We start from the raw sequence: 22,800 nt of genomic DNA on the forward strand, positions 1-22,800 counted from the left end.
TGAGCCGTCGCCTCAGCCTTGAGCCCTTGCCGCGGCATTGCTAGAGTTTATTCACCAGTACCGGCCCGCCCACTCGCTTTGCTGAATGGGTCAGGGCCGGGCTTCACGTACCAATCATTTCTCTTCTGAACCCGCGCCAACCTGCGGCACCGGGTGCCGCTTGTCGATATACGCGCTGCACCCCATCGAGGTCACCAGCATCCACACCACCAGCAGGAACGACGGCCACCGAATCGATTCGTACGCGTACTGAAACACCAGGAAGGACAGCCCGGCAATGATTCCGTAGCCGGCGTCGAGGAGGTACCCGAAGCGCCGCGGCGTCCGCCCCACCGCGCGCGTCATGTAGAAACTGGCGATGCTAAAAAGAATAAGTACGACGACGAAGCTCCATAGCGGGAAGGAATGCCGGCCAGCAAGGAAAACCACCAACAGGGCAAGCCCGAAGCCGACGAGGAGGATGATCAGAAAGCTTGCGATCTTACCGATGGGGACTTTCCTGCTCGGCTGCCGATGCTGCGGTGCGTCTGCCATAGTCCGTTCCCTTCGCCGTTGAATATCGGCCATAATTATCCTATGAACGAGGATGTCACACAAGAACCTAGGCAGCAGCCCACCGACACCACGCAAGCACCCGCCGATTCCGCGCAGGCACCCGCAAGCTCCACACGCGCATCTGCAGATTCCACACACGCACCCAAGAACCGTGAGAAATCCATCGAGAGGGCGTACCGCTACCGCAAGGGCGCTACTTTGCTCATCGTGGTCGTTGCCGGGTTGGCTGCGGCGATACTCCTATTCTGGGCCACCGGTGATCCGGAGGTGAAGATGTGGATGTTCTGGACTTCCACCCTCGTGTACCTGGCGGCGAGCGTGCTTCTCACCATAGCCGCGGCAGCGCTACGCCGAGCGCGTGGCGTGCGAAGCCCGTGGGGCTATGCCTTGGATGCCGTCTACGGTGCTTTCTTCGGCATTTCGTTCATCATCGCGACCGAGCTGCCCCGCATCACGCTCTTCGGCGGCCTCAACTGGTACTCTGCCCTGGCCTGGCTCTGGATCCTCGCCTTCGCGGTGTTCTTCAGCACCTACCTAGCCCAGCGGCATCCTCAAGAGTAAAATGCCCTGATCGAACAGTCCACAGACCCCTCTTCATATAGAAGACACCACTCCAAATACCGTCAGTCGAAACAGCACCCATTCCACGCACTTCTCGATAGCTACTTCGAGGGAGATCACACCCTCTACCGTTTGGTAGTATCGTCAGTGTGGCTGATAATTTGATTCCTCTAGAAGTGATACCTGAACATTCCAGCCAGGCGCGCCCGTTACTCAAATGGGCTGGGGGAAAAACTCAGCTACTTCCGGAGCTGCTGGAACGAATGCCGACAGACTACGGTAAGTATATCGAACCGTTTTTTGGTGGCGGAGCACTCTTTTTCGCTTCACGACCCCAAAGAGCCATAATCGGAGACATAAATCCGGAGTTAATCAACCTGTACACCGCAGTTAAGGATGACGTACATTCCGTAATAGAAGCTTTAAAGCTTCATCGTAACGATGAGGACTATTTTTATACTGTTCGTGCGCAAAACTGGGAGGAACTACCCTCGACAGTTGCGGCAGCACGGACAATTTTCCTCAATCGTACATGTTTTAATGGATTGTACCGGGTCAATCGTTCTGGACAGTTCAATGTACCTTACGGCCGGTACAAAAACCCTAAGATCGTTGATGAACATAACCTTTACGAAGTATCATCCGCACTGCAGAGCGCTGAAATAATTCAAGGCACCTACGAAGATATACTTCAGGCGAACGCCGAGCCAGGCGATTTCGTCTTCCTCGATCCTCCATACTTACCGACAAGTAAGTATTCCGACTTTAAGCGTTACACCAAAGAGCAGTTTTACGAGGAAGATCATCTCCAGCTAGCCCAGGAGATTAAGCGCCTACACGAACTCGGATGTTTCGTAATTTTAACAAATTCCAACCATCCGCTTGTTCACCAACTATTCGACGGTTTCCACATTGACGTAGTTCAAACAAAGCGGTCGATTAGTGCAAAAGCCTCCAGCAGGTATGGAGAGGACGTCATTGTAACAATTCCCCCGAAACGTAAAGTGAATCTAGAAGCCTGCCGTGAACCCCTCGATAAACAAACACTCGCCTTCCCATCAACTCGATACATGGGATCCAAAAAGAAATTACTGTCGGATATCTGGGCTGTGGCCGAGCAGTTTGACTACGAAAACGTTGTAGATCTATTTTCCGGTTCCGGAGTGGTTTCATACATGTTCAAAGCGAAAGGAAAGAGCGTTCTCGCCAACGACTACATGGCTTTTAGTGCAAATTCGGCTAAGGCACTCATTGAGAACTCGGAAGTTATTCTACCTTTAGACAAAGCATGCCGCCTCGTTGAGACCGATTTTAAAACTGATGGGTTCGTCTCCGAGACTTTCCACGACTTATACTACTCAGACGAAGATAACGCTTTCATCGATTCTATGAGGGCGGGCATTAAAACGATCAAGAATCCATACGAACGCTCGATCGCAATGGCGGCGCTAATACGAGCGTGTCTAAAAAAACGCCCGCGCGGAATTTTCACTTATGTCGGAATGCGCTACGATGACGGCAGAAAAGATTTACAGATGTCTTTTCAAGAACATTTCCTCAGAGCTGTCCAAGAAATAAATAGTGCAATTTTCGATAACGGCAAGCAATCGCTTTCGAGGAAAGGGGACGCGATGACTGTGCGTGCCGTACCGAACTCTCTCACCTACATCGACCCGCCGTACTATTCCCTCCGCTCAGACAACGAGTACGTGCGCCGTTACCACTTTGTTGAGGGACTTGCGCGCGACTGGAAGGGAGTCGAAATTCAAGAATCCACTCAAACAAAGAAATTCAAATCCTATCCGACTCCATTTGCATCTCGCAAAGGCGCCTACAACGCTTTTGACCGTTTATTCCATCAGCATCGGAACTCGATTTTACTCGTTTCATACTCCTCCAACTCATTGCCGACCCTTGATGAGATGGTCGAAATTATGAGCAAACATAAGCGAAACGTGGAAGTGCTTCCGATCAACTACAAATACTCTTTCGGAAATCAACACGCTCGAGTGGGTAACAATAGAAATTCAGTCCAAGAATACCTTTTTGTCGGATATTAAAATGAATCATGAGATCGACTTCAGCTTACGGCCTTGGCACCTAGCCAACACGACCTTGCGAAATCCTTTGCGGCTCAGAAATGCTTTACAAGCCCTCGTCGATGCCGGTTTCGAAGGCCGCATGGGTAAAGAAGAGGAAGAAGCAATCGCAAGAGCGCTCGATAACGCCGGTATTATTACGTTGAATCCTCGCACTAAAGATATCACGTCCATTTCCAGAAAATGGCGGTCAGGGCTCAGCAAACTAGGCTTTATCACCCCAGATTTCACGAAGTTAAAGGAGATTAGAGAGCTTGACACAAAACAAATCCTTAACGAACTTGGAAAGCCATACACCGTTACCGAAAATGGACAACGCTTATTATCCGCACAGTCACTGCAAGCACAGCAAGAGGTCTTCTTGCGCTCAATTTCAGCGTTGAGCTTACCTAGCCCTCTTGAGCATAATTACGCATTCAAACCATTCTCACCGCTGCGGCATATTTTAGAAATATTAAGACAGTTAGAGAAAAGTGGAATAGAGCCATACATTTCGCGGCTTGAAATGGCATCTCTTGTAATTTTCACTCACAATACTTCCGATATCGAAGCCATCTGCGATGAGATAATGGCGCTCCGAACACGTCGAGAAAGGGCTGTTAGCAAAAGGAAGTTCGATGCGGAAACTATGGAATCAGCTTTGGAACGACAACGCACTCTTGGCGCATCGCACAGTAATTACGGAACATTCTACGACTATCAAGACGTATCTTTCAGGTACCTTAAAATGACAGGGCTTTTCCAGTCTAAAGGACGTGGAATCAGTCTGGTCCCTGAAAAAAAGACTATTGCGCACGCGATCTGCGATGACTCCTACGATCCCCTCCCTGGGGCAGTTCCGTATATGCAACGACTTTTTAGCGGTGCCGAACTTCCAACCGACAATATTCGTGGCGCTGTGTCCGTACTCGAAGATCTTATTAAAGTCGCGAAAGCCCGACGCCTCGCTTTCGACAAATCAAACTACGATTTAGATACAGTAGCCGGTGCGAGTGCCGCGCGCTACGATCTGGACGCACTAATTTTTCAGAATAAAGAACTTGAATTCGCGTTGGAGCAGCCGCGAGAAATCGATGAAATATCGGCCTACCTTGCAATGCTAGATGAGAATAAGACTACCTACCAATTCGGAGACTACGAACTGAAGATTCCGAAAGAGGAGCGAGCCGCATACTTAGAGTGGACGTTGTGGAGGGTAGTTTTAGCCTTCGGCGACCTCGCCATTCCCCCAAATTCCGTTCGCCGATTCCACATTGATCAAGACTTCTTGCCTATTGGCACTGCTTCTGGTGGTGGTGCAGATATAATTGCGGAATACGACGACAAGGTAATTGTGATAGAGGTTACGCTTACCGAAAGTTCGCGCCAGGAGGCCGCTGAAGGAGAGCCAGTAAGGCGTCACGTCGCCGACATGCTCGCTGAACATCGCACAGACGGAAAAGATGTTCTAGGTCTTTTTATTGCTCGGAACATTGATACTAATGCCGCAGAAACTTTCCGTGTTGGGACCTGGTATTTGAGCGATAATGACAAAGTTCGACTAGATATTGCGCCTCTCACTTTGAAACAGTTACGTTTAGTCGTCGATTACGCAGGCCGGCACAAGACCCTATCTCCGCGCGTATTTTTCGAGCTAATCCAATCCGTTATGTCGAGCCGCGATATCACATCGGGCGCACCGGGATGGAAAGAAGAAATCGAATCTTATGTACAGTCATTTTACAGTCCTCAACGGAGATGAAAAGCCTCGGCCGGTCGGCATCAAGTAGTTGTGAAACGTTAGCGACTGTAGCGTAGGGATATGCCGGGGTTGAGGCGAGCGAAGATCCTGGCCTAACTTGCCTGCCTGGCCTGCCTGGAATCTGGGAAGCCCGTTGCGGCGGTAGGATGAAGCATGGCATGGAACAATGTGGCTCGCGGCGTGGCGGGGATATGTGCGGTGTGTTTGCTGGGGGCGTGCACGAGTAGCAGCCAGGCCCCCGCGGCGGGATCGCGGAGCGAGACCGGCGCGGCGTCGTCGGCCTTGAAGGAAGAGGCGGGCGGCGAGGTGAACTCTGCGAGCCCGAGCTCCTCGGCAGCGGAACAGAATGCGGGCAGCGGGGATATTTCCCGCGAGGCGCTGAGGTTCGTGGACGAACTCGCAGCAGCGGAGATGGGAATTATCCACTGGGACAACGCCAAGGGAGGCCCGGAGGACCTCAATTACGTGGGCGAACGGCGCATTGCGGTGACCTACTCGGGCGACGAGGCGAGTGACTATACCGTGCGCACGCGGGTGCCGGACGGTGCTGACGGCGGCCCCGTTCTCAAAAGCGATATGCGTTTCCTGATTGAGCATGCCGATTTTGGGCCGGCGGACGAGAGGGGCGTCTTCCACGGGAGCGTGCGCGAGGGAACCGCGGTGCCGGCAGCCGATACTCGCCTCCTCGAGGGATGCTCGGAGGGCGACGGGTGGATTATCACGCGGGGGTGGGTTGCATACAACCGGAACACCGATGTGATTGAGTCTTTCGACTTCACGGTAAAGAAGCCGGGCGCCACGATTGCGGTGCGCCCGTCGGATGGATCAACGCGGGAGGAGACTCCATCCTGCACCGTGGTGTGGGACTTTACCTCGGCAAACGGGCGGGTGATTGAGAAGCCGATGCCGAATTAGGGCGCATGAGGGAATAATGGAGCGGGCCGAGCCAGTGGGTGATGAGCCCAGTCAGGTTAGACGCCAAGACCCGCTGCAATTTTTTCGAGTGCATCGCGAATTTCTTGGCCAGTCACGTACATTGTTATCAGGTCGTTTTCCTGGCGTATCGCTGGTTTAAAACCATACTTTTTGCGATAGTACTGAACTAAAGCGTCATCGCCAGTATGCAAGACAAGATACCTGGCGCTAGAAAACCTGATGCTATCAGGAAACAAGAAAAAACGCCGTACATCATGAGAACACCAAATGGCGGCTTCCCAGCACAAGAAGCATCGAGAGCAAATTTTCCAAGCAAAACAGCCGGATGCATTTTATAGGAGCCAGCGGTACCGCCATTTTTCGGATCGAAATACTTGTCTCTGCGCCGGACATCATCGCACAATACCGAGTACGAGGAAAGACAAAAATACCCGAGAGGAACGTTGCTGTTTTTCGGAAGTACCACCCACACTCGGCAAAGATCTTCGCTATCCGCGCGCAGGGCATGACGGCGCAGCCAGGTTCCGTGATAGTCGCCATCGCCAAGCGTGGAAAAAGACGAAAGATCATGGCCTGCGCTAATTTGGGTAAGCTCCAGGCCATGCTTCGATAACAGGCTCATGCCCGACACAGCGCCAAAATATCCTCAACGAAGGACCCGTGATCGAAATCGGCAACAGGTTCCTCTTCAAAAACCGTCACCGCTCGCTCAGGCAATTCCAACCCTTCCGGGACTTTTTTAGCTATGAAGTGATCGATAATATCGGAGCTAGGGAGATCGGCCCGCTCGCTTCCCTCTACCCGGTTATTCCAGGCAGTAATCCAGGGCTGTTCTTCATGAGTCATATCCCGAAGCTCCCACCTATCGTGCGGGCTGTAGTAATCCCACACGGCCTCAAGAATCTCTTTTTCATAAAGAGAAAACTCAGCAGGCGAAAAACCGTGACGCTCCTGGGCACGCGCAAGCGGCTCTTCCGTCACCTCAATGGTTTTAGCATGAGCCGAATAGAGGTCGGATATGACAGGCCCGTGCTTCATCGCGTAAAAATGTTCGCGGAAAAGGGGCCGGGCAGTTTCGTAGGCATACCACCCGTAAGCATAGAAGCACAACTTCTGCAAGGTAATAGCGGGAATGCTTCGCGTAGGAGATTTCCGGATAAAAAACCGCGCAACATCAAAAACGGTGATCATACCTACCCCCTCACAGCCCTTGAAAACCGACAGAGTCTCCTACCTCAGCCTATTGCAAAAATGTGGCATCGTATACATTATCCGCAGCACACTTTTTACGACGACGCGGGGCGGGTGGCGCAGCCACCCGCCCCGTTGCCTTGCCAACAGCCCAATAATGGCAGGTAGTCCCTTCCCCGTGCAGCGACCAACAATTCCCGAAGCGCCTGCGAGAAATCTGGGCGAATGAGGGAGCGGTACAGGTGGCCAGCTGCGTAATGGCGGTACTCGTTTGAGAGAGTACCGTTTAGACGAGAGTGTCGAGGAAGTCGAGGACGTCGCGGAGATTATCGAAAACGGCGCCGTCTTCCGGAATTTCGCCGGCCATGATCTTCTCCGCGTGTTCAATTACTTGCTCGGTGAGTTCATTCGGTACGTATGACTCACGTGGAGTGCTTGGAGGTAACTGGCCGCTGGCATGTGTATCGGCCTGATGAAGCATCGAATCTGGAAACTCCATTGGGGCCACCCCTTTCGCGCGGTTGGATTTATGGTGTGCAAGATTGAGACTACCGAGTGCGGGCGGGGAGGTGAAGCCCCTTCGATTCCGGAACGGTAAGGCTAGAGTCCGGTAGGTGGAGGCGTGGGCCGGGCCAGTGGGTGATGAGCCAGCGGTCGTGCGTGGCGAGGATGATCGTGCCTGGCCAGCGGGCCAGGGATTCCTCGAGAGCGTGCATGGCGGCCAAGTCAAGGTAGTTAGTGGGTTCGTCGATGACGAGGACAGCAGGCTGGGCCGCGAGTGCGAGAGCGAGCTGGGCGCGGCGCTGGTTGCCGGCCGAAAGCTCGGGGATCGGGGTTGCCCACATGGATGGGTGCAGGATTCCGGTACCCAGATCACCAATGCCGGAGTTCCAGACCTCGGGAGCGAAGCCGGGATCTCCGCAGCGCGGGAGACGCTGCGGGACGAAAGCCAGCGGGCCCGCGCAGGAGAGAGTGCCGGAAGGCCGCGCGGAGGGTGCCGCGACAGGCTGCGCGACGGTAGTAGGCGCAGTGAGGCGCAGAGAGTCGGGCGATACCGCGACGGATGACGTAGTAGGCGGCGGGGTGCCGGTGGCGATCCAGGTGAGGAGCGTGGATTTGCCGCTGCCGTTGGCGCCGGTGACCACGAGGTGCTCGCCGTGGGAAAGGTCGAAGGTAACCGGGGAGAGGCGGGGAGGCCCACCGGCGTAATCCGGGAACGTAAAAGTGTATCCGCGGGGTTTGCGTACTTCCCGGGTGGCGAGGGACTCGAGTTTACGGTCGTCGTGGCGGGTGCGGCGGGTGGCCGTGCTCTGGGCGCGGTCCGCGAAGAATTTCTTCGCCTTGCCCTCCGCGTTTGCCAGGCGCACCCCGCCCCGGGCAATACCTCCGGCCGCCTGGCGATGCGCGCGCAGCTGCGTCTTTTCTTCTTGTTGGGCCAGGTAGAGCGCCCGGTAGCGTTGCTCCGCATCGCGCTTTGCTTCAAGATAATCCGTGTAAGTACCGCGGCACTCCCACACCCCACATACCTCACCTCCACCGTCAGCACGCGCCAGCTGCGCCCATACACTCACATCCATATCCACAATGAGCGTGGCAACATCCTCAATAAAAGCCCGATCATGGCTGGACATGAGCACCGGGCCCGGCCAGGAACGCAGCATATGGCTGAGGTACGCACTCGCCTCCGCATCCAGATGATTGGTGGGTTCGTCCAAAATAAGAACCTGCGGGCGGGCCACCAGGGCAACAGCCAAGTTTAGCCGCGCGCGCTGGCCCGGGGAGAGCGTGGCCAACTCCCGCGAGCGCCCGCTCCCGGCCAACATATCCAGGCCCAGACCAGCCAAAGCGTCGTCGACCCTATCCTCAAGCGACCACAGGTCCAGGCGGGTGATCTCGGATAATAGCCGGTCGTATTCGGCCGCGACCGGGCCGCCCTCCCCCAGGTGTGCGCTGAGCGTTTCGAAACGGGCGAGTAGTTCCCGCGCGGGTGCGAAGGTGCTGTCGAGGAAGTGAGCGACGGTCGCGGCGGCGTCGTCGTGCGGCACGGGGTTCCACGGGATGGTGCTGGCGCCGGTGCGGGTGACGGTGCCGCGTTCGGGGCTGAGGTGACCTGCGGCGATGCGCAGCAGGGTGGTTTTGCCGCAGCCGTTCGGGCCGATGAGGACGGCGCGGTCGGCGGTGGCGAGGCGCAGGGTTATGCGGTCGAGGAGCGGGCGGGCGGTGTAGGAAAATGAAATATTGTCAAGAATGAGGGCAGGCATGGTGATCTCCTTGGACGCGGGTGCGGGGTGCGGCGTCTCAGCGGGGCTGAGTGGGGATCACAGCGACATCGGAACGATGGCCTCCTTTGAGCGTGGGGTTGTAGCCCCGGTTACATAGGTAAATGTAGCGACGACGCGGGCCGTGGGTCAATGGTTAGCGAATGGCTCGTGAATGGTGCGGCAGTGGAATGCGCGCAGACTGAAAGTCTGGACGCCAGACTCATAGTTAGAGTTACAGTTAGACTCATAGTTTCGCAGTCTAATTGAGAGTCTGCGGTAGATTTTAACAGTCTCAGCGCTAATTTTGACCGTATAAGTAATAATTTGCGCCCCAGACTTCGATTTAGACATTGAAAACCCGCGTGACTCATAATAGTCTATGAGTGTGATGTCGAAGTTAGAAAGCGAAGAAGAGCTGCTTGCCCTTCTTGCTCGTTTGCGCCTGCACTGCGGGGATGACACGTTTTACGAGGTCAAAGCCGCACAAGGCGGCCTTCCGGAAGACCTCGGGAAAACAATCTGCGCCTTCGCTAATATGCCTGAGGGCGGTTTCATTATTTTAGGAGTCTCGGAGCCTAATTTCGATGTTATCGGTGTTACGCGCCCCGCAGACATCGAAGCAGGCGTAGTCAGCGTTGCACAAAACGCGATCATCCCGGCGCCGTCGGTTACCACGCGAACTCTGACGGTCAACGGCACATTCGTTGTAGCGGCTCAGGTGCACCCGCTCGCTGTCATGCACAAACCCGCCACGTTCCAGGGCAGTCCTTACCTGCGCCAGGCCGACGGTGATTACGTTATGCCGGCCAACGAACAGCGGATGCTGGAAGTTGCCAAGCTGACGGACCGCGACATTGATTCACCAGACTCACAGGTAGTGGCGGATACGAGTGTAAGTGACCTCCAAACCGACCTCGCGGAGAAGTATATACGTGCGTGCCGGCGTGAGGTTCGCTCGTTGAGTGAAAACTCCGATGAAGAAGTGCTGCGGAATACTCGTGTGGTGCGCGAGAACCAGCTCACCCTCGCGGGGTTGTATGGATTAGGAACGTTCCCTCAAGGGCCCTGCCCCGCCCTCGCGGTAACCGTGGCTGTCCGATACTCGGGCACTCGCGCGACGGTCCGAACTTCTGACCTAAAGCGATTCAACGGGCCGGTTCCAGAACTCTTCGATGCGGTGATGGATTGGATTCGCCATAATCTCACGAGTTACCAGGTCTACCTCCCGAGCGGTGATCTGCGTTCCATCCCCGAACTTCCCCTCAACGCAATTCGCGAAGCAGTAGCCAATGCTTTGGTTCACCGAGACCTCGGATCTCACACAGTCACGGAAAAAAGCATCGATATCCGCTTGGAGCCACAGAAACTTATCATTGCTTCCCCCGGCGGGCTCAAGTCGCTCACAGTTTCCCAATTACTGAGTGACGAGCTCACCCGCGTGCAGGTCAACCAGCACCTCTACCGCATCGCTACCTATATGACCGATTCCGACGGAAATAATATTATTGAAGGCGAAGGCGGCGGCATCCAAACGATGCTCCGCGAAATGAAACGGTACGGGCTTGCTGCTCCCACAATTATTGATACGGGAGTCAAAGTCACTGTAGTTTTCCCGCGCCCGCAATCTGTCGATGATATTGACGTGGATGCGGTTCTCGGATCTCCTGCACGCATCTCACCATTCGTAGACCCAGGTCCGGTGCCCGCTGGCGTCCTCCTGCCAGAAATTACCTCACAAGAAATCACTTCGCCCGATACGGGCGGCCCGCTCCTCGCATCGCGCGATACAGATGCCTGGCTCCGCGGACTGAGCCGGAACGCACCTGCTATTGTCGCGGTCTTGCGCAGTCATGATACGGCGCTCTCCACCGGAGAGCTCGCTCTACTGACGGGGCTGTCCATCGCGCAGGTCCGCTACGCGCTCAAGCCGCTCCAGGAAGAAGGCGTGATCCAGCGCAATGGCGGGCAAGGCGTGAGAACCACGACGTATACCCTTTGCGAACGGGGTGTTGCACAAGGGGGTGCTGATTAGCTACCCGAGGACTACCCGCCGCTGGAAGGCTTCCCCGAGCCGCTCGGCCCGGAATCCCCGGAGCCACCCGCCCCGGAAGAATTCGCTTGGCTCTTCTTGCTCAGCGCCCGCGCGCGAAGCGACTGGCGGGATTGGTTGCGGCGTCGTACCGCACGTTCCTGGCGTTCGGCGCGCGCCTGGCGGCGATGCTCCTCATCACGCAACCGATGCATCCGGCGACTGAGCGAGGAACTCACGTGCTGGAGCGTGTCATTAACGGAATAGTCGCGGTTCACGGGCAGCGACCACTCGAAAACGCGAGCCAGAATCACCAGCAGGGAAGCGAGCAGCGTAGAAACCGCCATCGCAAGCATCGGCGCGTGGTTGTACCACAGCACCACCGCCGGGAACGCCGCGATCAGCGAAGCCGTGGCGTAGAGAGTATTGCCGCCGAAAATCACCGGGGTGCGGCCCACCGTGATGTCGCGGATGAGCCCGCCGCCCACCGCAGTAATCATGCCCATCATGACAGCCGGCATCACACCCAGCCCCGCGTTGAGAGTTTTGATCACGCCGGTGGCGGTCCAGGCGCCCATGACTGCGGCGTCCATGACCGTCATGAAACGCCGCACCCATTTGCCGCGCAGGCGCAGCAGATACGCCACCAGCGCCCCGAGCAGGGCGCAGCTGAGATAGTAGGGATTGGTGAGGGCGACCGGCGGTTCCTTGAGAAGCGGCGCCTGCTGGATGAGGACATCGCGCAGCATGCCGCCGCCCAGGGCGCTGATAATCGCGACGATAACGAAACCGACAATGTCGAAGGACTTTTCGCGGGCCACCATGCCGCCGAGGATGGCCGCCACGAACACCCCGAAAATATCTAAGAGGTCAAAAACAACCGGAGACCATTCCGAGAGCGTATCCAAATCCACGTCTTCCATTCTAGGGGACTGAAGTTTTCAAGGAGTGGGATTGGGGTGGTGTGGTAGAGGCGCTGGAGGAGATGTTCCGTGGTACGCAACAACCGCGCCATCGCACTCCAAGCTCTCGCAGAGTGATCTAGGATCACGTGAGCGCAAAGAGGTTATAGGCGCGGGCAATGTGCGCCAGGGCCTGGCGAATCTCCTTCATAGTGGAAGCGATATACACGCCAGGATTACCCACGAGCTTGCGCGCCCACTGCGTTTCGCGAGCCACGGGCGCAAGGAGGATAACGCTGCGCCCGTGCGCTAATGCAGAGCGTACGTGGTTACGGGTCCCTGAATATTCACCGGCAGCCACCACAATGGTTGCCTGGGAATATCCGGACATGGTGGCGTTGCGCATCGGGAAAGACGCCTTGGTTGGCGCGACACCCGGCTCGAACTGGGTGAGGACCAGGCCCCCGCTCTCAATAATTCGCGAACGTAGCTGGATGTTTTCGGGCGGATAGGTGATATCGATGCCGGTTCCCATCACGGCGATGGTGCGCCCACCAGCCTCCAATGCCCCTTCGTGCGCCGCGGTATCAACACCGCGTGCCAGCCCGCTGGCAACGCTATAACCTTGCTCAACCATCATCTGGGCGATCAACCGCGCACGTTCGCAGTCACCCCGTGTGGCCTGGCGTGAGCCAACAATAGCAACAGCCCGGTCTACAGGATCAATCTTGCCTTCGTAGTAGATGAGCAAGGGCGCATCACGAACCTGGGCAAGGTACTGGGGATAGTCATGATCCAAGACGGAGAGGATCTTGATGCTGCGCTCTTGCCAGGTAGCAATATCGTGAGCGGCTTGTTCGCGTTCAAGCTGGCATGGCAGGAGCGCGCCCGGATCAGCCTCCGTGAGGGCAGCGTCAATTCCTTCATAAAGCAGAGTAGCGAGGCGTACCGGCTGCGTGATCTTCTTATTGGTTTTACGCGCGAGCGCAAGAATATCGGCCAGCTGGCTCATCGTTGTTGTCACCCCCTATCTGTGGTTTCCACCTTAGCGTTGCTGTCATACTCGGGGCCTGCCTCCAACGTGACCGGGCCACCTAACGCACAGTGGGAATACAGCACGAAGGGTAGCTAACTGTCAAAGTTAGTACCCCGATAGAAAGCCGCCTCGTAAGGGATGCTCTCCCCGAGGCTCGCGCCTGCCCAGGGCGCTTCACGGCGGGACAGCGCTTCCAGCTGCGCCCCGCTCAAGCGTGAGTAGGTCCGGCGAACTCGCTCCAAGATGACCCGATCACCCTCGTCAAAAACCGACATATCTGGCTCGCGCAAGACCTTGTAGACAACAGCAGGGCGCGACTCCGTGTGCTTGTCTTCTTCCGCTATCGCGAGCAACCCGCGTTCCGCCATACCCTTGGCAATATCGAGATAGGCTTCGGGGGCCGGCCCCATTCTGCGATTCCGGTAGGTATCCCCGGTAATGGAGACCATCGATTCCTTGTACTCGAAGCGATCAAAATCGGCATAGTAGAGGAGGCTGGCCAGTTTTTGGCTCCCATGCACGGCATCGTCTTCTTGCGTTGCCGCCAAGAACAAGATGGTGTTTTCGTACTTTTCTACATTGACCACGACGCCTCCCCGCTCCTGCGTTTAGCCTATCGTCTTACCGGGGCCGACTAAAGGTTTCCCGAGTTGACTCAAAGTAGTCAGGTTGACAAAACCAGTCGATGAGAACGGCAAGATCGCGCGGGCTATTCGATGGCTGGCTTAAGTTATCCACAGAATTACTCCCCGTTTTTCCACAGGTTGTGGGTAGCTCTTTTTTGCGCTTGCATACCGTGCAAGAATGACGGAGAAGCACACATAACTACTTCGCCATGAGGCGATTGAAGGAGTGAGACAAATGGATATTGCTGAGGATCGGCTGTGTACTCCGGAACTTACGTTTACATCACTTGAGGATGTTCTCAAGCGCAAGGAAGAAATCTTGCGTGAGGTCAGAATGACCCGCGAAGAATTCGACTGGCGCGCTGATAACTACCAGCTCGGACCAAAAGAAACTAACGCCTACTTCGAAATGGAAGGCCTGGATCGATTCGAGGAGTACTACCGTGGTGAACGCACGATTTGATGAGCTCACTAACGAGTTCGCGGCACATTTACAGTCGCTTGGGGAGCTAATTGACCCCGGATTTTCGCTGCGGAAACAAACAGGCACAAAAGGAGCTCTTCCGCGAAAAAGATTGTTGGGTGATATTCGCGTTGCCCCTCTGCTCATTGTCCGCTTCGATTACGAGGTTTTCCTCAATTCGAAAACCGGTTTACTCGCTGTCAATGAGTCAACCTTCTCAGTGATTCACGGAAGAGTTGGAAAAGAGCCGCTGGTGCGGTGGGATTATATTCGCTCGCCGCGTTCGAATATCCCTTGCGCGCATGTCCAAGTGCATTCCCATCGCGATGAATGGACTCACGCTTTGCTTCTAGGTGGCAAGCATTCCCGCCGCTCGCGCCGGCGCCTCAAGAATGCGCTGCGCACTCCCCGGATTGCCGATGTTCATTTCCCGGTAGGTGGGCGCAGGTTCCGGCCCTGCTTGGAAGAAGTTCTTCTTTTCGTTATCGACGAGTTCGGGGTGAAGTGCACGCCCGAGGCACGTGAAGCGCTCCAGCGCGGCATGCGGGAATGGGAAGAGATTCAGGTGCGCTCCGTGGTGCGCAACAACCGCACCATCGCACTCCAAGCCCTCGCGGAGTGAACCACCCACGTTTGACGAGCCTGTCTATACGTTTGCGTGTGGAGCAAAGAGGCCCCAAACGCAAAGCAAAAGCAATAGCCCCGGGGGTGTATCGATGTTTCGCGACATTGACCTTCCCGGGGCTCCCTGCAATGGAGTTTACCTGAAAGCCCTTGCTTGCGAACCCCGCCCCAGCCAGTCCCTAGGAATCGGATTCCGCTGCCAGCGTGGGATCAGTAGCAGGAGCAGGTGCAGAATCGGTAGCCGGACCGGCACCAGCAGCCGGAGCAACATCAGCAGCAGGCTTGAGCCGCACGATGATGCCGCGGTGGTCGCTGGCATTATCCGGGTCGATGATCTCCCCGGCCACCCCGCGGTAAGCCCCCGAACTCATGACCCGATCAATTGGCGAGGCCAGCAGCGCGGGCACCGTGGTAGGCCAGGTCCCCACCGCCCCGATTCCGGCGTCGGCCCCCAGATCGCGGCAGGTAGAGCCGGGGCTGAGGGCAGCCTGGTGGTCCGCCGTCGAATTAAAATCCCCTGCAACAACCGCATCCGGCACGGCCTCGCACACCCGGTACAGTGCCCGCGCCTCCGCGCGCCACAGGTCCATATACGCAGGTACCGGCGCTGTGGGGTGCCCGGCCACGAACATCGGAGCATCCGGGCGCGCCCCGCCGCGCGGCGCCGCCGCCACCGCGCGCGACACATCCTCCCCGTACGTCTCACTCAGATCCACCGCTTCATACTCCCCGCGCGCGGCAGACACCAGCAGCACCGAGGACCGCCACGCGGCGCTATACCGCGACACCCCGCCGTCGAAAAGCTGATAGTCCGCCCCGCGCGCGGCCAGTTTCTCCTGAATCTCCGCGCCGGCCTCGCTCGACGTTTCAATAAGCGAGACCGCATCCGCACCCACCCGCACAATCGCATCGGCCAGGTGATCCAGGTCCACGCGCCCGCCCTCCGTGTTGTATTGCACCACGGTGAGCTCGCCGGCCGCGGGCGCGCCGAGGGTCTCCCGCTCCAGCCCGCGCCCACTCAAGGTTCCGGCATGCGCCAGGGCCACGAGTAGTAGTACGACGGCGCAGCTCACCGCCACGCGCCCACCCCCGACATACCTACGGACCGCGCCGAGCAGCCCCACCGCGAGCGCGGCGATGAGCATCCCGAGCGCGAGTGCCCCGCGACTGGACATGATCTGAGCGCCGGGCACCACGGTGGCGAGCCGGGCGGCCGGACCGAACCAGGCCGGCTGCACCGTGAACACCGCGAAAACGGCCAGGAGCAACCCGAGAAGAGAACTAAGAACGCGCACCGCGCCTACCTTTCCGGCTGGCTTAGGCCCCGCACAGGGCCTGCTGGATAAGGGTAGCGAAGTGCTGCTGCCCGGTGGGTGTGAGATGGATGCCATCGTCGCGCAGGAATTCTTCGTGGCCTTCGGTGGCGGCCCACCAGTCGATAATGCCAACGTTGGGGTGGGAGGCGGCATAGGACTTGAGCAGCTCGTTATTGGGGTTTTGGGCCTCCAACGGGCTGCGATTCGTCACGAAATAGACGGGCAGGCCCTGCGCGGCGTCCACGAGTTTTTGAATATCCGCCTCGCTGCCGATGAGCCCATTTGAGCCGAGGGCATAGATAAGCACCCGCGGTTTCTCCCCCAGAGCTTGGCGCTGGGCGAACACCTCCGCGCCGGCGGCGAATTGGCGGCTGACCTTGCCGTCCACCACCGAATTGGGGAGGACTTCCTTGAGGGCTTCGGTGGCGCCCAGGGTGACCGAATCGCCGATCATCACGGCGTTTGCGGAGCAAACGCCGGTGGCCGGGTCTTTGGCCCAGGCGGACGTATCCAGGTTGGCCGGGACTTGGGTGGCGATGGGTTGGAGGGCACTTGAGCTCGGCGTTGGAGTGGGAGTCGGCGTAGCCGGAGCTGAGATAGCAGGCGCGGGCGCGGCGAGCTCGGGGCGCAGCGCCACCGCGCGGGAATCCGCGAGACGCTGCCAGGGAATCGGCGCGAAAGCCAGCAGAGCCACAAGCAGGAGGGATACCGCGCTGAGCACCGCGAAAATCGTGTCGCTCAGGTGGTGCTTGCTCACCAGGCTGCGCCAGGTGCGCCAGCTACGTGGGCCGGTGCGCCACGCGCGAATGTCGCTGCGCCACGCGCGCAGGCCAGTCCACCAGCTGCGCAGGCCCGCGCGCCAGCCGGCCCGCGCCAGGCGCGCGCTCGGCTGTTCCACGCAGCGATAAAACAGCTCCGCCACCAGGCCCACCACCAGCAGCTGCCCGATCTTGGCCGCCCCGGAAATCTCCGCGGTGCGGGTAGCCGGATTCATGAGCAGAAGCAGCGGGTAGTGAACCAGATAGAGGGAGAAAGACCGGGAACCCAGGTAAGCCAAGGGCGCGCTGGCCAGCACCCGGCTCAGGCCGAGCCGCGGGTTGTGGACGGTGAGCACAATAAGGGCGGTCAAGAGCGCCGTCGTCGTTAAACCACCCGCGTACGTGAGGGCCGATTCGCCATCCGCCCACACGGCCAGCGCCAGCAAAGCCAGGAGAGCGGCGCCGGTGCCCACCCGCAACGCGAAAGCGGCGGTGGCGGAATGCGTGGGAGGCTGCGGCGTCGTCGTACTATCCGCGCGCGGCCACAAAGACGCAACATACGGCGAAACCAGAGCCGCAAGCGCGCCGATGAGGAGTTCGGCGGCGCGGGTGTCCAGGCCGTAGTAAGCGCGGGTGGAATCCGGGCCCGCGAAGAACAGCACGGCCATGAGCAGGGCGGATGCGAGGGCCAGGCCCGCCACGATCCGGAGCGTCGAATAGCGCACCCGGCGCAGGGCCAGCAGGATAAACGGCCAGACCAGGTAAAACTGGGCGAGGACCCCCAGGTACCACAGGTGGGTGAGCGGGGACGGCAGCCCGGACGCCGCGAAATACGGGACCTCGCGGAAAATATAGACCCAGTTGCTTGCGAAAAGCGCGGCGGGGAGGGCGTCGGCCTGGACTTTCGGGAGGAGGCTGGGCGCGATGAGGTAGCTGAGGAGCGCAGCCCCCGCGATGGTGACGAGGACCGGGGGCCACAGGCGCAGGAGGCGACGGCGCAGGTAGCGCCGGTAGGAGAAGCGGCGTTCGCGGCTCAGCTCGCGCAGCACGCTGCGGGTGATGAGGAAGCCGGACAGCACGAAGAACACCGTGACGCCCACGAAACCGCCGGTGAGCAGCGCCGGGCGCATGTGATAGAGCACCACCGCGATGATCGCGAGCGCGCGGATGCCGTCGAGGGCGCGGATGCGGGTGGTGGTGCGTGAGGATTGCGGCATAGGCACATTCTAGGACTGCGCGAATACGGGGCGGCGAGACACGGGGCGGCGGTGCGTCCATGAGATGAGCGCCACCGGGGAGCGGGCGGGGCGACGGCACGGGACAACGGCGCTAGGCGACGACGCGGGGCGACGGCGCGGACCAACGGCGCAGGACGGCACAGCGGCGCAAAGTGGGCGGCTGTAGAATTGTGACGTTGCCTAATCCAGCACGAAAGGACTGCCTGTGATAACAGTCGAAGCCCTGACGAAACGCTACGGTGCGACCACCGCGGTCGATAACCTCAGTTTCCAGCTCCAACCCGGGAAAATCACCGGGTTCCTCGGCCCGAACGGTTCGGGCAAATCCACCACGATGCGCTGCATTATGGGGCTGGATCGCCCCACCTCCGGGCGCGCCCTCATTGCCGGTCTGCCTTACGAGCAGCTCGCCTCCCCGCTCACCACGGTGGGTGCGCTGCTGGACGGCAAGGCTTTCCACGGCTCGCGCAGCGCGCGCAGCCACCTGCAGATTCTGGCGGCCACCCACGGGATTCCCGCGCGGCGCGTGGACGAAGTGATCGAGCTGACCGGGATTGGGAGCGTGGCCAAGCGCAAGCTCAAGGGCTTCTCGCTGGGCATGGGCCAGCGGCTCGGGATTGCCGCGGCCCTGCTGGGCGACCCGGAAGTGCTGCTCTTTGACGAACCCGTGAACGGGCTGGATCCGGACGGGGTGCGCTGGGTGCGTCTGCTTATGCGCACGCTCGCGCAGCAGGGCCGCACCATCTTGGTCTCCTCGCATCTCATGAGCGAAATGCAGCAAACCGCCGACGACCTGCTGGTCATCGGGCGCGGGCGCATGATCGCCTTCGGGCCCATCGAAAGCTTCACCGAGGCCGCGGCGAATACCACCGTGCTGGTGGCGTCCCCGAACCGGGCCGGCCTGGAGAGCGCACTGCGCGCGGCCGGGCTGGACTTCCAGGATGCTAGCGAGGTTGCGGCGCCGGGTACAGCCACCGCATCACCCGCACCCATCGCCCGCTTCGCGATCCCGGGCGGTTCACGCGCGGACATCGGCAAAATCGCCTTCGAGGCGGGGGTGCAGCTGGACGAACTGGCCACCATCCACCGCTCGCTGGAAGATATTTTCATGGACCTGACCGGCCACGACGTCGAATACGGCGCGGGCCGCCCCGCCACGAACCTCCCGGGAGGCCACCAATGAGTACCGCTTTTGTTCCCGCCGGCCCCGGCACTCCTGGCTCCGGCACTCCTGGCTCCGGCGCTCCCGGTGCCGGCGCTCCCGGTGCCGGCGCTCCCGGTGCCGCCGCGCCTCAGCTCGCTCAGCTCCCCCCGCGCATCAGCCAATTCGCCGCGCCGAGCTACCGCGTCACGCTGGGCCGCTCCGTGCGCTCTGAGCTGCGCAAAATCCTCACGCTGCCTTCGCTGCGCTGGACGCTCATCATCGGCACCCTCTTCTCGCTGGCCATCACCGCGCTAACCGCCTGGGGCTCCAGCGAGCTCGAACTCAACACCTACGCCACCGCGATGGGCGCGGAGCATTCGCTCGCCGCCTACGTCCTCATCAGCGCGAGCACCATTTTCCAGATCATCATGGTGGCTTTCGGCGCCGTCACGGTGTGCTCGGAATACGCCGCGAACACCATGCGCTCCACCGTGAGCGCCGACCCGCGCCGCTGGCGCAACGTGGCCGCCCGCACCCTCGCGCTCAGCCTGATTGCCCTGGCCACCACCCTGGTGCTCCTGGTGCTGGGCGCCGTGGTGGGCACCCTCTTCGGCCTCACCATCGGCTTCAGCGGCGACGCCTGGTGGCTCTTCCTCAACTTCATCATCGCCATGGTCACCTCCGCGTGGATGGCCCTGGGAATCGGCTACCTGCTGCGCAGTTCCGCCGGCACCATCGTGCTGATCCTCGCGGTGATGATGCTGTCCCCGGTGCTCGCGCTTATTCCCTCCGAGTTCGTGCGCAGCTTCGTGATCCCCTACCTGCCGCCGATGCTCCTCACCGCGGCGCTCAGCCCGCCCGGCCTCAACGCCGGCGCCGACGTCACCTCGTTCACGGTTTCCAGCCCGGCCATCGGCCTGGGGCTGTGGTGCGCGCTGGCGGTGGTGCTGCTCGCGCTGGGTGGCTGGCGCTTCTCGCGTTCTGACGTGTAGTCGCGCCTGAGCCGCGGTGCTTTCCAGCGCGGCATTTTTGCGTACGGCACCTTCAAGCACGCTGCTTTTAAGCACGACGACGCAGGTGGGGCCCGGGCAATCGCCCGGGCCCCACCTGTTTCACTAGCCCACAGCCAACCCCAACCGGTAGGAAGCTCCGGCCTGACTTGCACAGCCTTAGTGACCCACCACCCCTCAGCAGCCGGCAGTCGGGTCACTAATCTGCACGAGTCAGGCAAACCGGCGAATGACGGGCAACACCACCTTCCCGAGCAAAACCCGTCCTGAGTGACGGAGAACGACCTTTTCCCGAGCGGAACCCACAACAAATAATGGACAACCGCCAGATCCCAAGCAAAAGCACTCGCGAATGATGGACAATGGGCAGTTCCCCATCATTCATCGGCGCTTGTGATGGTAAACCAGCAGGAGAAGCACACCCCCTCACAGCCGGAAAAGCCAGCCGAGATGCCCGCCAAAGCGCCCCGAAGGCCGCTGTCGGCTCAGGCTCAAACCAACACCCGAACGATCGCAGGCGCGAAATACACTTTCGGCCGAGCGCTCTCGTTGACGGCGGCCAAGATTTCCAGATTCTCTAGCTGCCTAATTAGCTCGCCCGCTCGCGCCACTGAAAGATCCAGTTCTTCCGCTAGCGCCTTAGTCGTGAAAGTGATTTTCGCGATGGCTAAATCGACCACACGCAGACCCGCTTCTGAACGTAGACCAGAATCACGCACTTTGCCTTTGAGCACATTTCGAACACGCATCAGCTCCTGCACCTGGCGCAAGGCCTGGCTGGCCGATTGCCCTATTCCTCTGGCGAAAAATTCGACGTACTCATCCCAGTTACCGGCGGTACTTACCGCAAGCAGCCGGTCATAGTATTCTGCTCGACGGGCTTCAAACCAAGGCGAAACGGAAAGCGTCGGCTCGGAAAGCACACCCTGAGACATCAAGTGCAGAACTATCAGCAGCCTACCGAGCCTGCCGTTGCCATCCATAAACGGATGTAGAGTCTCAAACTGATAATGCGACATTGCGGCGGCGACCACGGGGTCTATCCGCTCAGAATGATCCTGCCCTATCCATTCCACCAGCCTTTCGACGCCCGAAATCAGCAAGTCCCCCGGAGGAGCTGGAACAAACCTAGAGGAAAGTATCGCCGGCTCATTTGCTTTGGCGCTACTTCGCTTATCTATGACAACCTGACGCTCTCGCAGCCGTCCGGATTGCCCAGCCAGTCGAGTGCCTTTCATCAGCTCCCCCTGCAGGGCAGTAAGCATCCCAACAGATATTTCTCTCCCGTAACTCAACCATTCAAAAGCCGCATAGGACATATCCAGATAGTTGACGATCTCACGCATGGTCTCGTCTTCTGGCGAGTCAACATCAGTTGTCATGACTCGCTCCAGAGGAGCATATGTGCCTTCCAAAGCAGAGGTACTTTGCGCTTCCCGACGAAGAGCAGAACTTCTGAAAAGAGCAGGGTTAGGAAGCTGTAAAGCAACAGCGTCCAAAGCAGCCAAGCTAGACCTGGCATTTGCGACTTGGACGACAGTCCGCCCAGACAGCTCAGGCATCTTAGAAGGAAGCACGGCGGGCACGAACGCCTTGTGCTCCCAACTACCCAAAATGGGATCACTGCCCGCAATGTCCACCAACGAACCCATCTGCGGGGCAGTAAAGTCTTCAAGCCTCATGACGTAAATTTTAGGTCACCGCGACGCACAAACCCAGGCTCAATGATGGACAAGTGCCACTTCCCAAGCAAAACCACTAGCAAATGATGAACAAGAGGCACTTCCCCATCATTCAGCAGCTCCATTGATGGTAAACCAGCAAAGCTGAAGCCGGCCAGAGTGAGCACCCACTCGTGATCCATTCGGATCGGGGAATCCACTACCGGTCTGTGTCCTGGATTGAGCTTACGCGGCGTTACGGGTTGACGCGGTCGATGTCGAAGAAGGGGTGTAGTCCGGATAATTCTGCTTGTGAGGGGTTTTTCGGGCGGATGAAAACCGAGATTTATCACGGGAAGAAGTGGGCTACAACCGATGAGCTATGCGAGGCGATAGACGAGTATATGCTCTTCTATAACCAGAAGCGTATTACCTTGAAGTTCGATGGTTTAACTATTGCGGAACATCGTCAAGCGGTTTTAAGCGATAATGTCCAATAAACAGTCCGCAGCCCCCTTTCCAGCGCGGCGCTTTTAAGCACGACGACGCAGGTGGGGCCCGGGCAATCGCCCGGACCCCACCTGTTTCACTAGCCCGCGGGCAACCTCGCTTACAAAGTGGTACTGGAGCTACAGCCAACACCCGATTT

Annotated in this window: 21 protein-coding genes; 10 read left to right on the top strand and 11 right to left on the bottom strand. The window is 58.7% G+C overall.

What is annotated here, in order from left to right:
- Window positions 1-114: 114 nt before the first annotated feature.
- Window positions 115-534, bottom strand: a complete 420-nt coding sequence (locus ACRQHG_RS03385; protein WP_435719499.1) for a hypothetical protein — start codon at window positions 532-534, stop codon at window positions 115-117.
- Between the two features lie 42 nt (window positions 535-576).
- On the opposite strand from ACRQHG_RS03385, the gene ACRQHG_RS03390 reads away from it, so the two are divergent.
- From ACRQHG_RS03390 to ACRQHG_RS03405, 4 genes are all read left to right on the top strand, one after another.
- Complete coding sequence (locus ACRQHG_RS03390) at window positions 577-1,116, top strand: hypothetical protein (RefSeq protein ID WP_435719500.1); 540 nt, start codon at window positions 577-579, stop codon at window positions 1,114-1,116.
- Window positions 1,117-1,265: 149 nt separating this feature from the next.
- A complete protein-coding gene (locus ACRQHG_RS03395) occupies window positions 1,266-3,176 on the top strand; it encodes a Dam family site-specific DNA-(adenine-N6)-methyltransferase (protein WP_435719501.1) in 1,911 nt (636 codons plus the stop codon).
- Window positions 3,163-4,956, top strand: a complete 1,794-nt coding sequence (locus ACRQHG_RS03400) for an AlwI family type II restriction endonuclease (RefSeq protein ID WP_435719502.1) — start codon at window positions 3,163-3,165, stop codon at window positions 4,954-4,956. The genes ACRQHG_RS03395 and ACRQHG_RS03400 overlap by 14 nt, the downstream gene beginning before the upstream one ends.
- Window positions 4,957-5,109: 153 nt before the next feature.
- Window positions 5,110-5,871 (top strand): hypothetical protein, encoded by a 762-nt coding sequence (locus ACRQHG_RS03405; protein ID WP_435719503.1) that lies wholly within the window; start codon window positions 5,110-5,112, stop codon window positions 5,869-5,871.
- 187 nt (window positions 5,872-6,058) lie between these two features.
- Here the strand turns inward: ACRQHG_RS03405 and ACRQHG_RS03410 are convergent, their stop codons facing one another.
- The 4 genes from ACRQHG_RS03410 to ACRQHG_RS03425 form a co-directional block, all read right to left on the bottom strand.
- The gene (locus tag ACRQHG_RS03410; RefSeq protein WP_435719504.1) at window positions 6,059-6,523 is read right to left on the bottom strand and encodes a hypothetical protein; all 465 of its coding nucleotides are present in this window, start codon (window positions 6,521-6,523) and stop codon (window positions 6,059-6,061) included.
- The gene (locus ACRQHG_RS03415; protein WP_087070053.1) at window positions 6,511-7,083 is read right to left on the bottom strand and encodes a Panacea domain-containing protein; all 573 of its coding nucleotides are present in this window, start codon (window positions 7,081-7,083) and stop codon (window positions 6,511-6,513) included. The genes ACRQHG_RS03410 and ACRQHG_RS03415 overlap by 13 nt, the downstream gene beginning before the upstream one ends.
- A 286-nt stretch (window positions 7,084-7,369) precedes the next feature.
- Window positions 7,370-7,582 carry a hypothetical protein gene (locus tag ACRQHG_RS03420; RefSeq protein ID WP_435719506.1) on the bottom strand — a complete coding sequence of 71 codons (213 nt, stop codon included), beginning with the start codon at window positions 7,580-7,582 and terminating at the stop codon, window positions 7,370-7,372.
- Window positions 7,583-7,631: 49 nt separating this feature from the next.
- On the bottom strand, window positions 7,632-9,344 hold the full coding sequence (locus tag ACRQHG_RS03425) for an ATP-binding cassette domain-containing protein (RefSeq protein ID WP_435719507.1): 1,713 nt from the start codon (window positions 9,342-9,344) through the stop codon (window positions 7,632-7,634).
- Between the two features lie 388 nt (window positions 9,345-9,732).
- Here ACRQHG_RS03425 and ACRQHG_RS03430 point away from each other — a divergent pair, with 388 nt between their 5' ends.
- The gene (locus ACRQHG_RS03430) at window positions 9,733-11,376 is read left to right on the top strand and encodes an RNA-binding domain-containing protein (RefSeq protein WP_435719509.1); all 1,644 of its coding nucleotides are present in this window, start codon (window positions 9,733-9,735) and stop codon (window positions 11,374-11,376) included.
- 11 nt (window positions 11,377-11,387) lie between these two features.
- Here ACRQHG_RS03430 and ACRQHG_RS03435 read toward each other — a convergent pair whose 3' ends face one another.
- The 3 genes from ACRQHG_RS03435 to ACRQHG_RS03445 all read right to left on the bottom strand — a co-directional run bounded on the left by ACRQHG_RS03435 (window position 11,388) and on the right by ACRQHG_RS03445 (window position 13,898).
- Window positions 11,388-12,296: a trimeric intracellular cation channel family protein gene (locus ACRQHG_RS03435; RefSeq protein ID WP_435719510.1), complete on the bottom strand. Its 909-nt coding sequence runs from the start codon at window positions 12,294-12,296 to the stop codon at window positions 11,388-11,390.
- A 124-nt stretch (window positions 12,297-12,420) separates the two neighbouring features.
- Window positions 12,421-13,299 (bottom strand): DNA-processing protein DprA, encoded by an 879-nt coding sequence (locus ACRQHG_RS03440; protein WP_435719512.1) that lies wholly within the window; start codon window positions 13,297-13,299, stop codon window positions 12,421-12,423.
- Between the two features lie 104 nt (window positions 13,300-13,403).
- A complete protein-coding gene (locus tag ACRQHG_RS03445) occupies window positions 13,404-13,898 on the bottom strand; it encodes a Panacea domain-containing protein (RefSeq protein WP_435719513.1) in 495 nt (164 codons plus the stop codon).
- A 274-nt stretch (window positions 13,899-14,172) separates the two neighbouring features.
- Here ACRQHG_RS03445 and ACRQHG_RS03450 point away from each other — a divergent pair, with 274 nt between their 5' ends.
- Window positions 14,173-14,400 carry a hypothetical protein gene (locus tag ACRQHG_RS03450; protein WP_435719515.1) on the top strand — a complete coding sequence of 76 codons (228 nt, stop codon included), beginning with the start codon at window positions 14,173-14,175 and terminating at the stop codon, window positions 14,398-14,400.
- A 310-nt stretch (window positions 14,401-14,710) separates the two neighbouring features.
- Entirely contained in the window at window positions 14,711-15,022 is a 312-nt protein-coding gene (locus tag ACRQHG_RS03455; protein ID WP_435719517.1) for a hypothetical protein, read from the top strand.
- Between the two features lie 181 nt (window positions 15,023-15,203).
- On the opposite strand, the gene ACRQHG_RS03460 is transcribed toward ACRQHG_RS03455, so the two are convergent.
- Together ACRQHG_RS03460 and ACRQHG_RS03465 are read right to left on the bottom strand one after the other, a co-directional pair.
- Entirely contained in the window at window positions 15,204-16,319 is a 1,116-nt protein-coding gene (locus ACRQHG_RS03460) for an endonuclease/exonuclease/phosphatase family protein (protein ID WP_435719519.1), read from the bottom strand.
- A 22-nt stretch (window positions 16,320-16,341) separates the two neighbouring features.
- Entirely contained in the window at window positions 16,342-18,315 is a 1,974-nt protein-coding gene (locus ACRQHG_RS03465) for an acyltransferase family protein (protein ID WP_435719520.1), read from the bottom strand.
- Window positions 18,316-18,541: 226 nt separating this feature from the next.
- Here ACRQHG_RS03465 and ACRQHG_RS03470 point away from each other — a divergent pair, with 226 nt between their 5' ends.
- Window positions 18,542-19,519, top strand: a complete 978-nt coding sequence (locus ACRQHG_RS03470; RefSeq protein WP_435719522.1) for an ABC transporter ATP-binding protein — start codon at window positions 18,542-18,544, stop codon at window positions 19,517-19,519.
- Window positions 19,516-20,472 carry a hypothetical protein gene (locus ACRQHG_RS03475; RefSeq protein WP_435719523.1) on the top strand — a complete coding sequence of 319 codons (957 nt, stop codon included), beginning with the start codon at window positions 19,516-19,518 and terminating at the stop codon, window positions 20,470-20,472. The genes ACRQHG_RS03470 and ACRQHG_RS03475 overlap by 4 nt, the downstream gene beginning before the upstream one ends.
- Before the next feature lie 509 nt (window positions 20,473-20,981).
- Here the strand turns inward: ACRQHG_RS03475 and ACRQHG_RS03480 are convergent.
- Window positions 20,982-22,172 carry a Fic family protein gene (locus tag ACRQHG_RS03480; RefSeq protein ID WP_435719524.1) on the bottom strand — a complete coding sequence of 397 codons (1,191 nt, stop codon included), beginning with the start codon at window positions 22,170-22,172 and terminating at the stop codon, window positions 20,982-20,984.
- Between the two features lie 209 nt (window positions 22,173-22,381).
- Here ACRQHG_RS03480 and ACRQHG_RS03485 point away from each other — a divergent pair, with 209 nt between their 5' ends.
- A complete protein-coding gene (locus ACRQHG_RS03485; protein ID WP_435719525.1) occupies window positions 22,382-22,651 on the top strand; it encodes an IS3 family transposase in 270 nt (89 codons plus the stop codon).
- Window positions 22,652-22,800: the final 149 nt, after the last annotated feature.

Origin of the sequence: Actinotignum vesiculae (genome assembly GCF_051267215.1) — a bacterium.
GTDB classification, from domain to species: domain Bacteria; phylum Actinomycetota; class Actinomycetes; order Actinomycetales; family Actinomycetaceae; genus Actinotignum; species Actinotignum schaalii.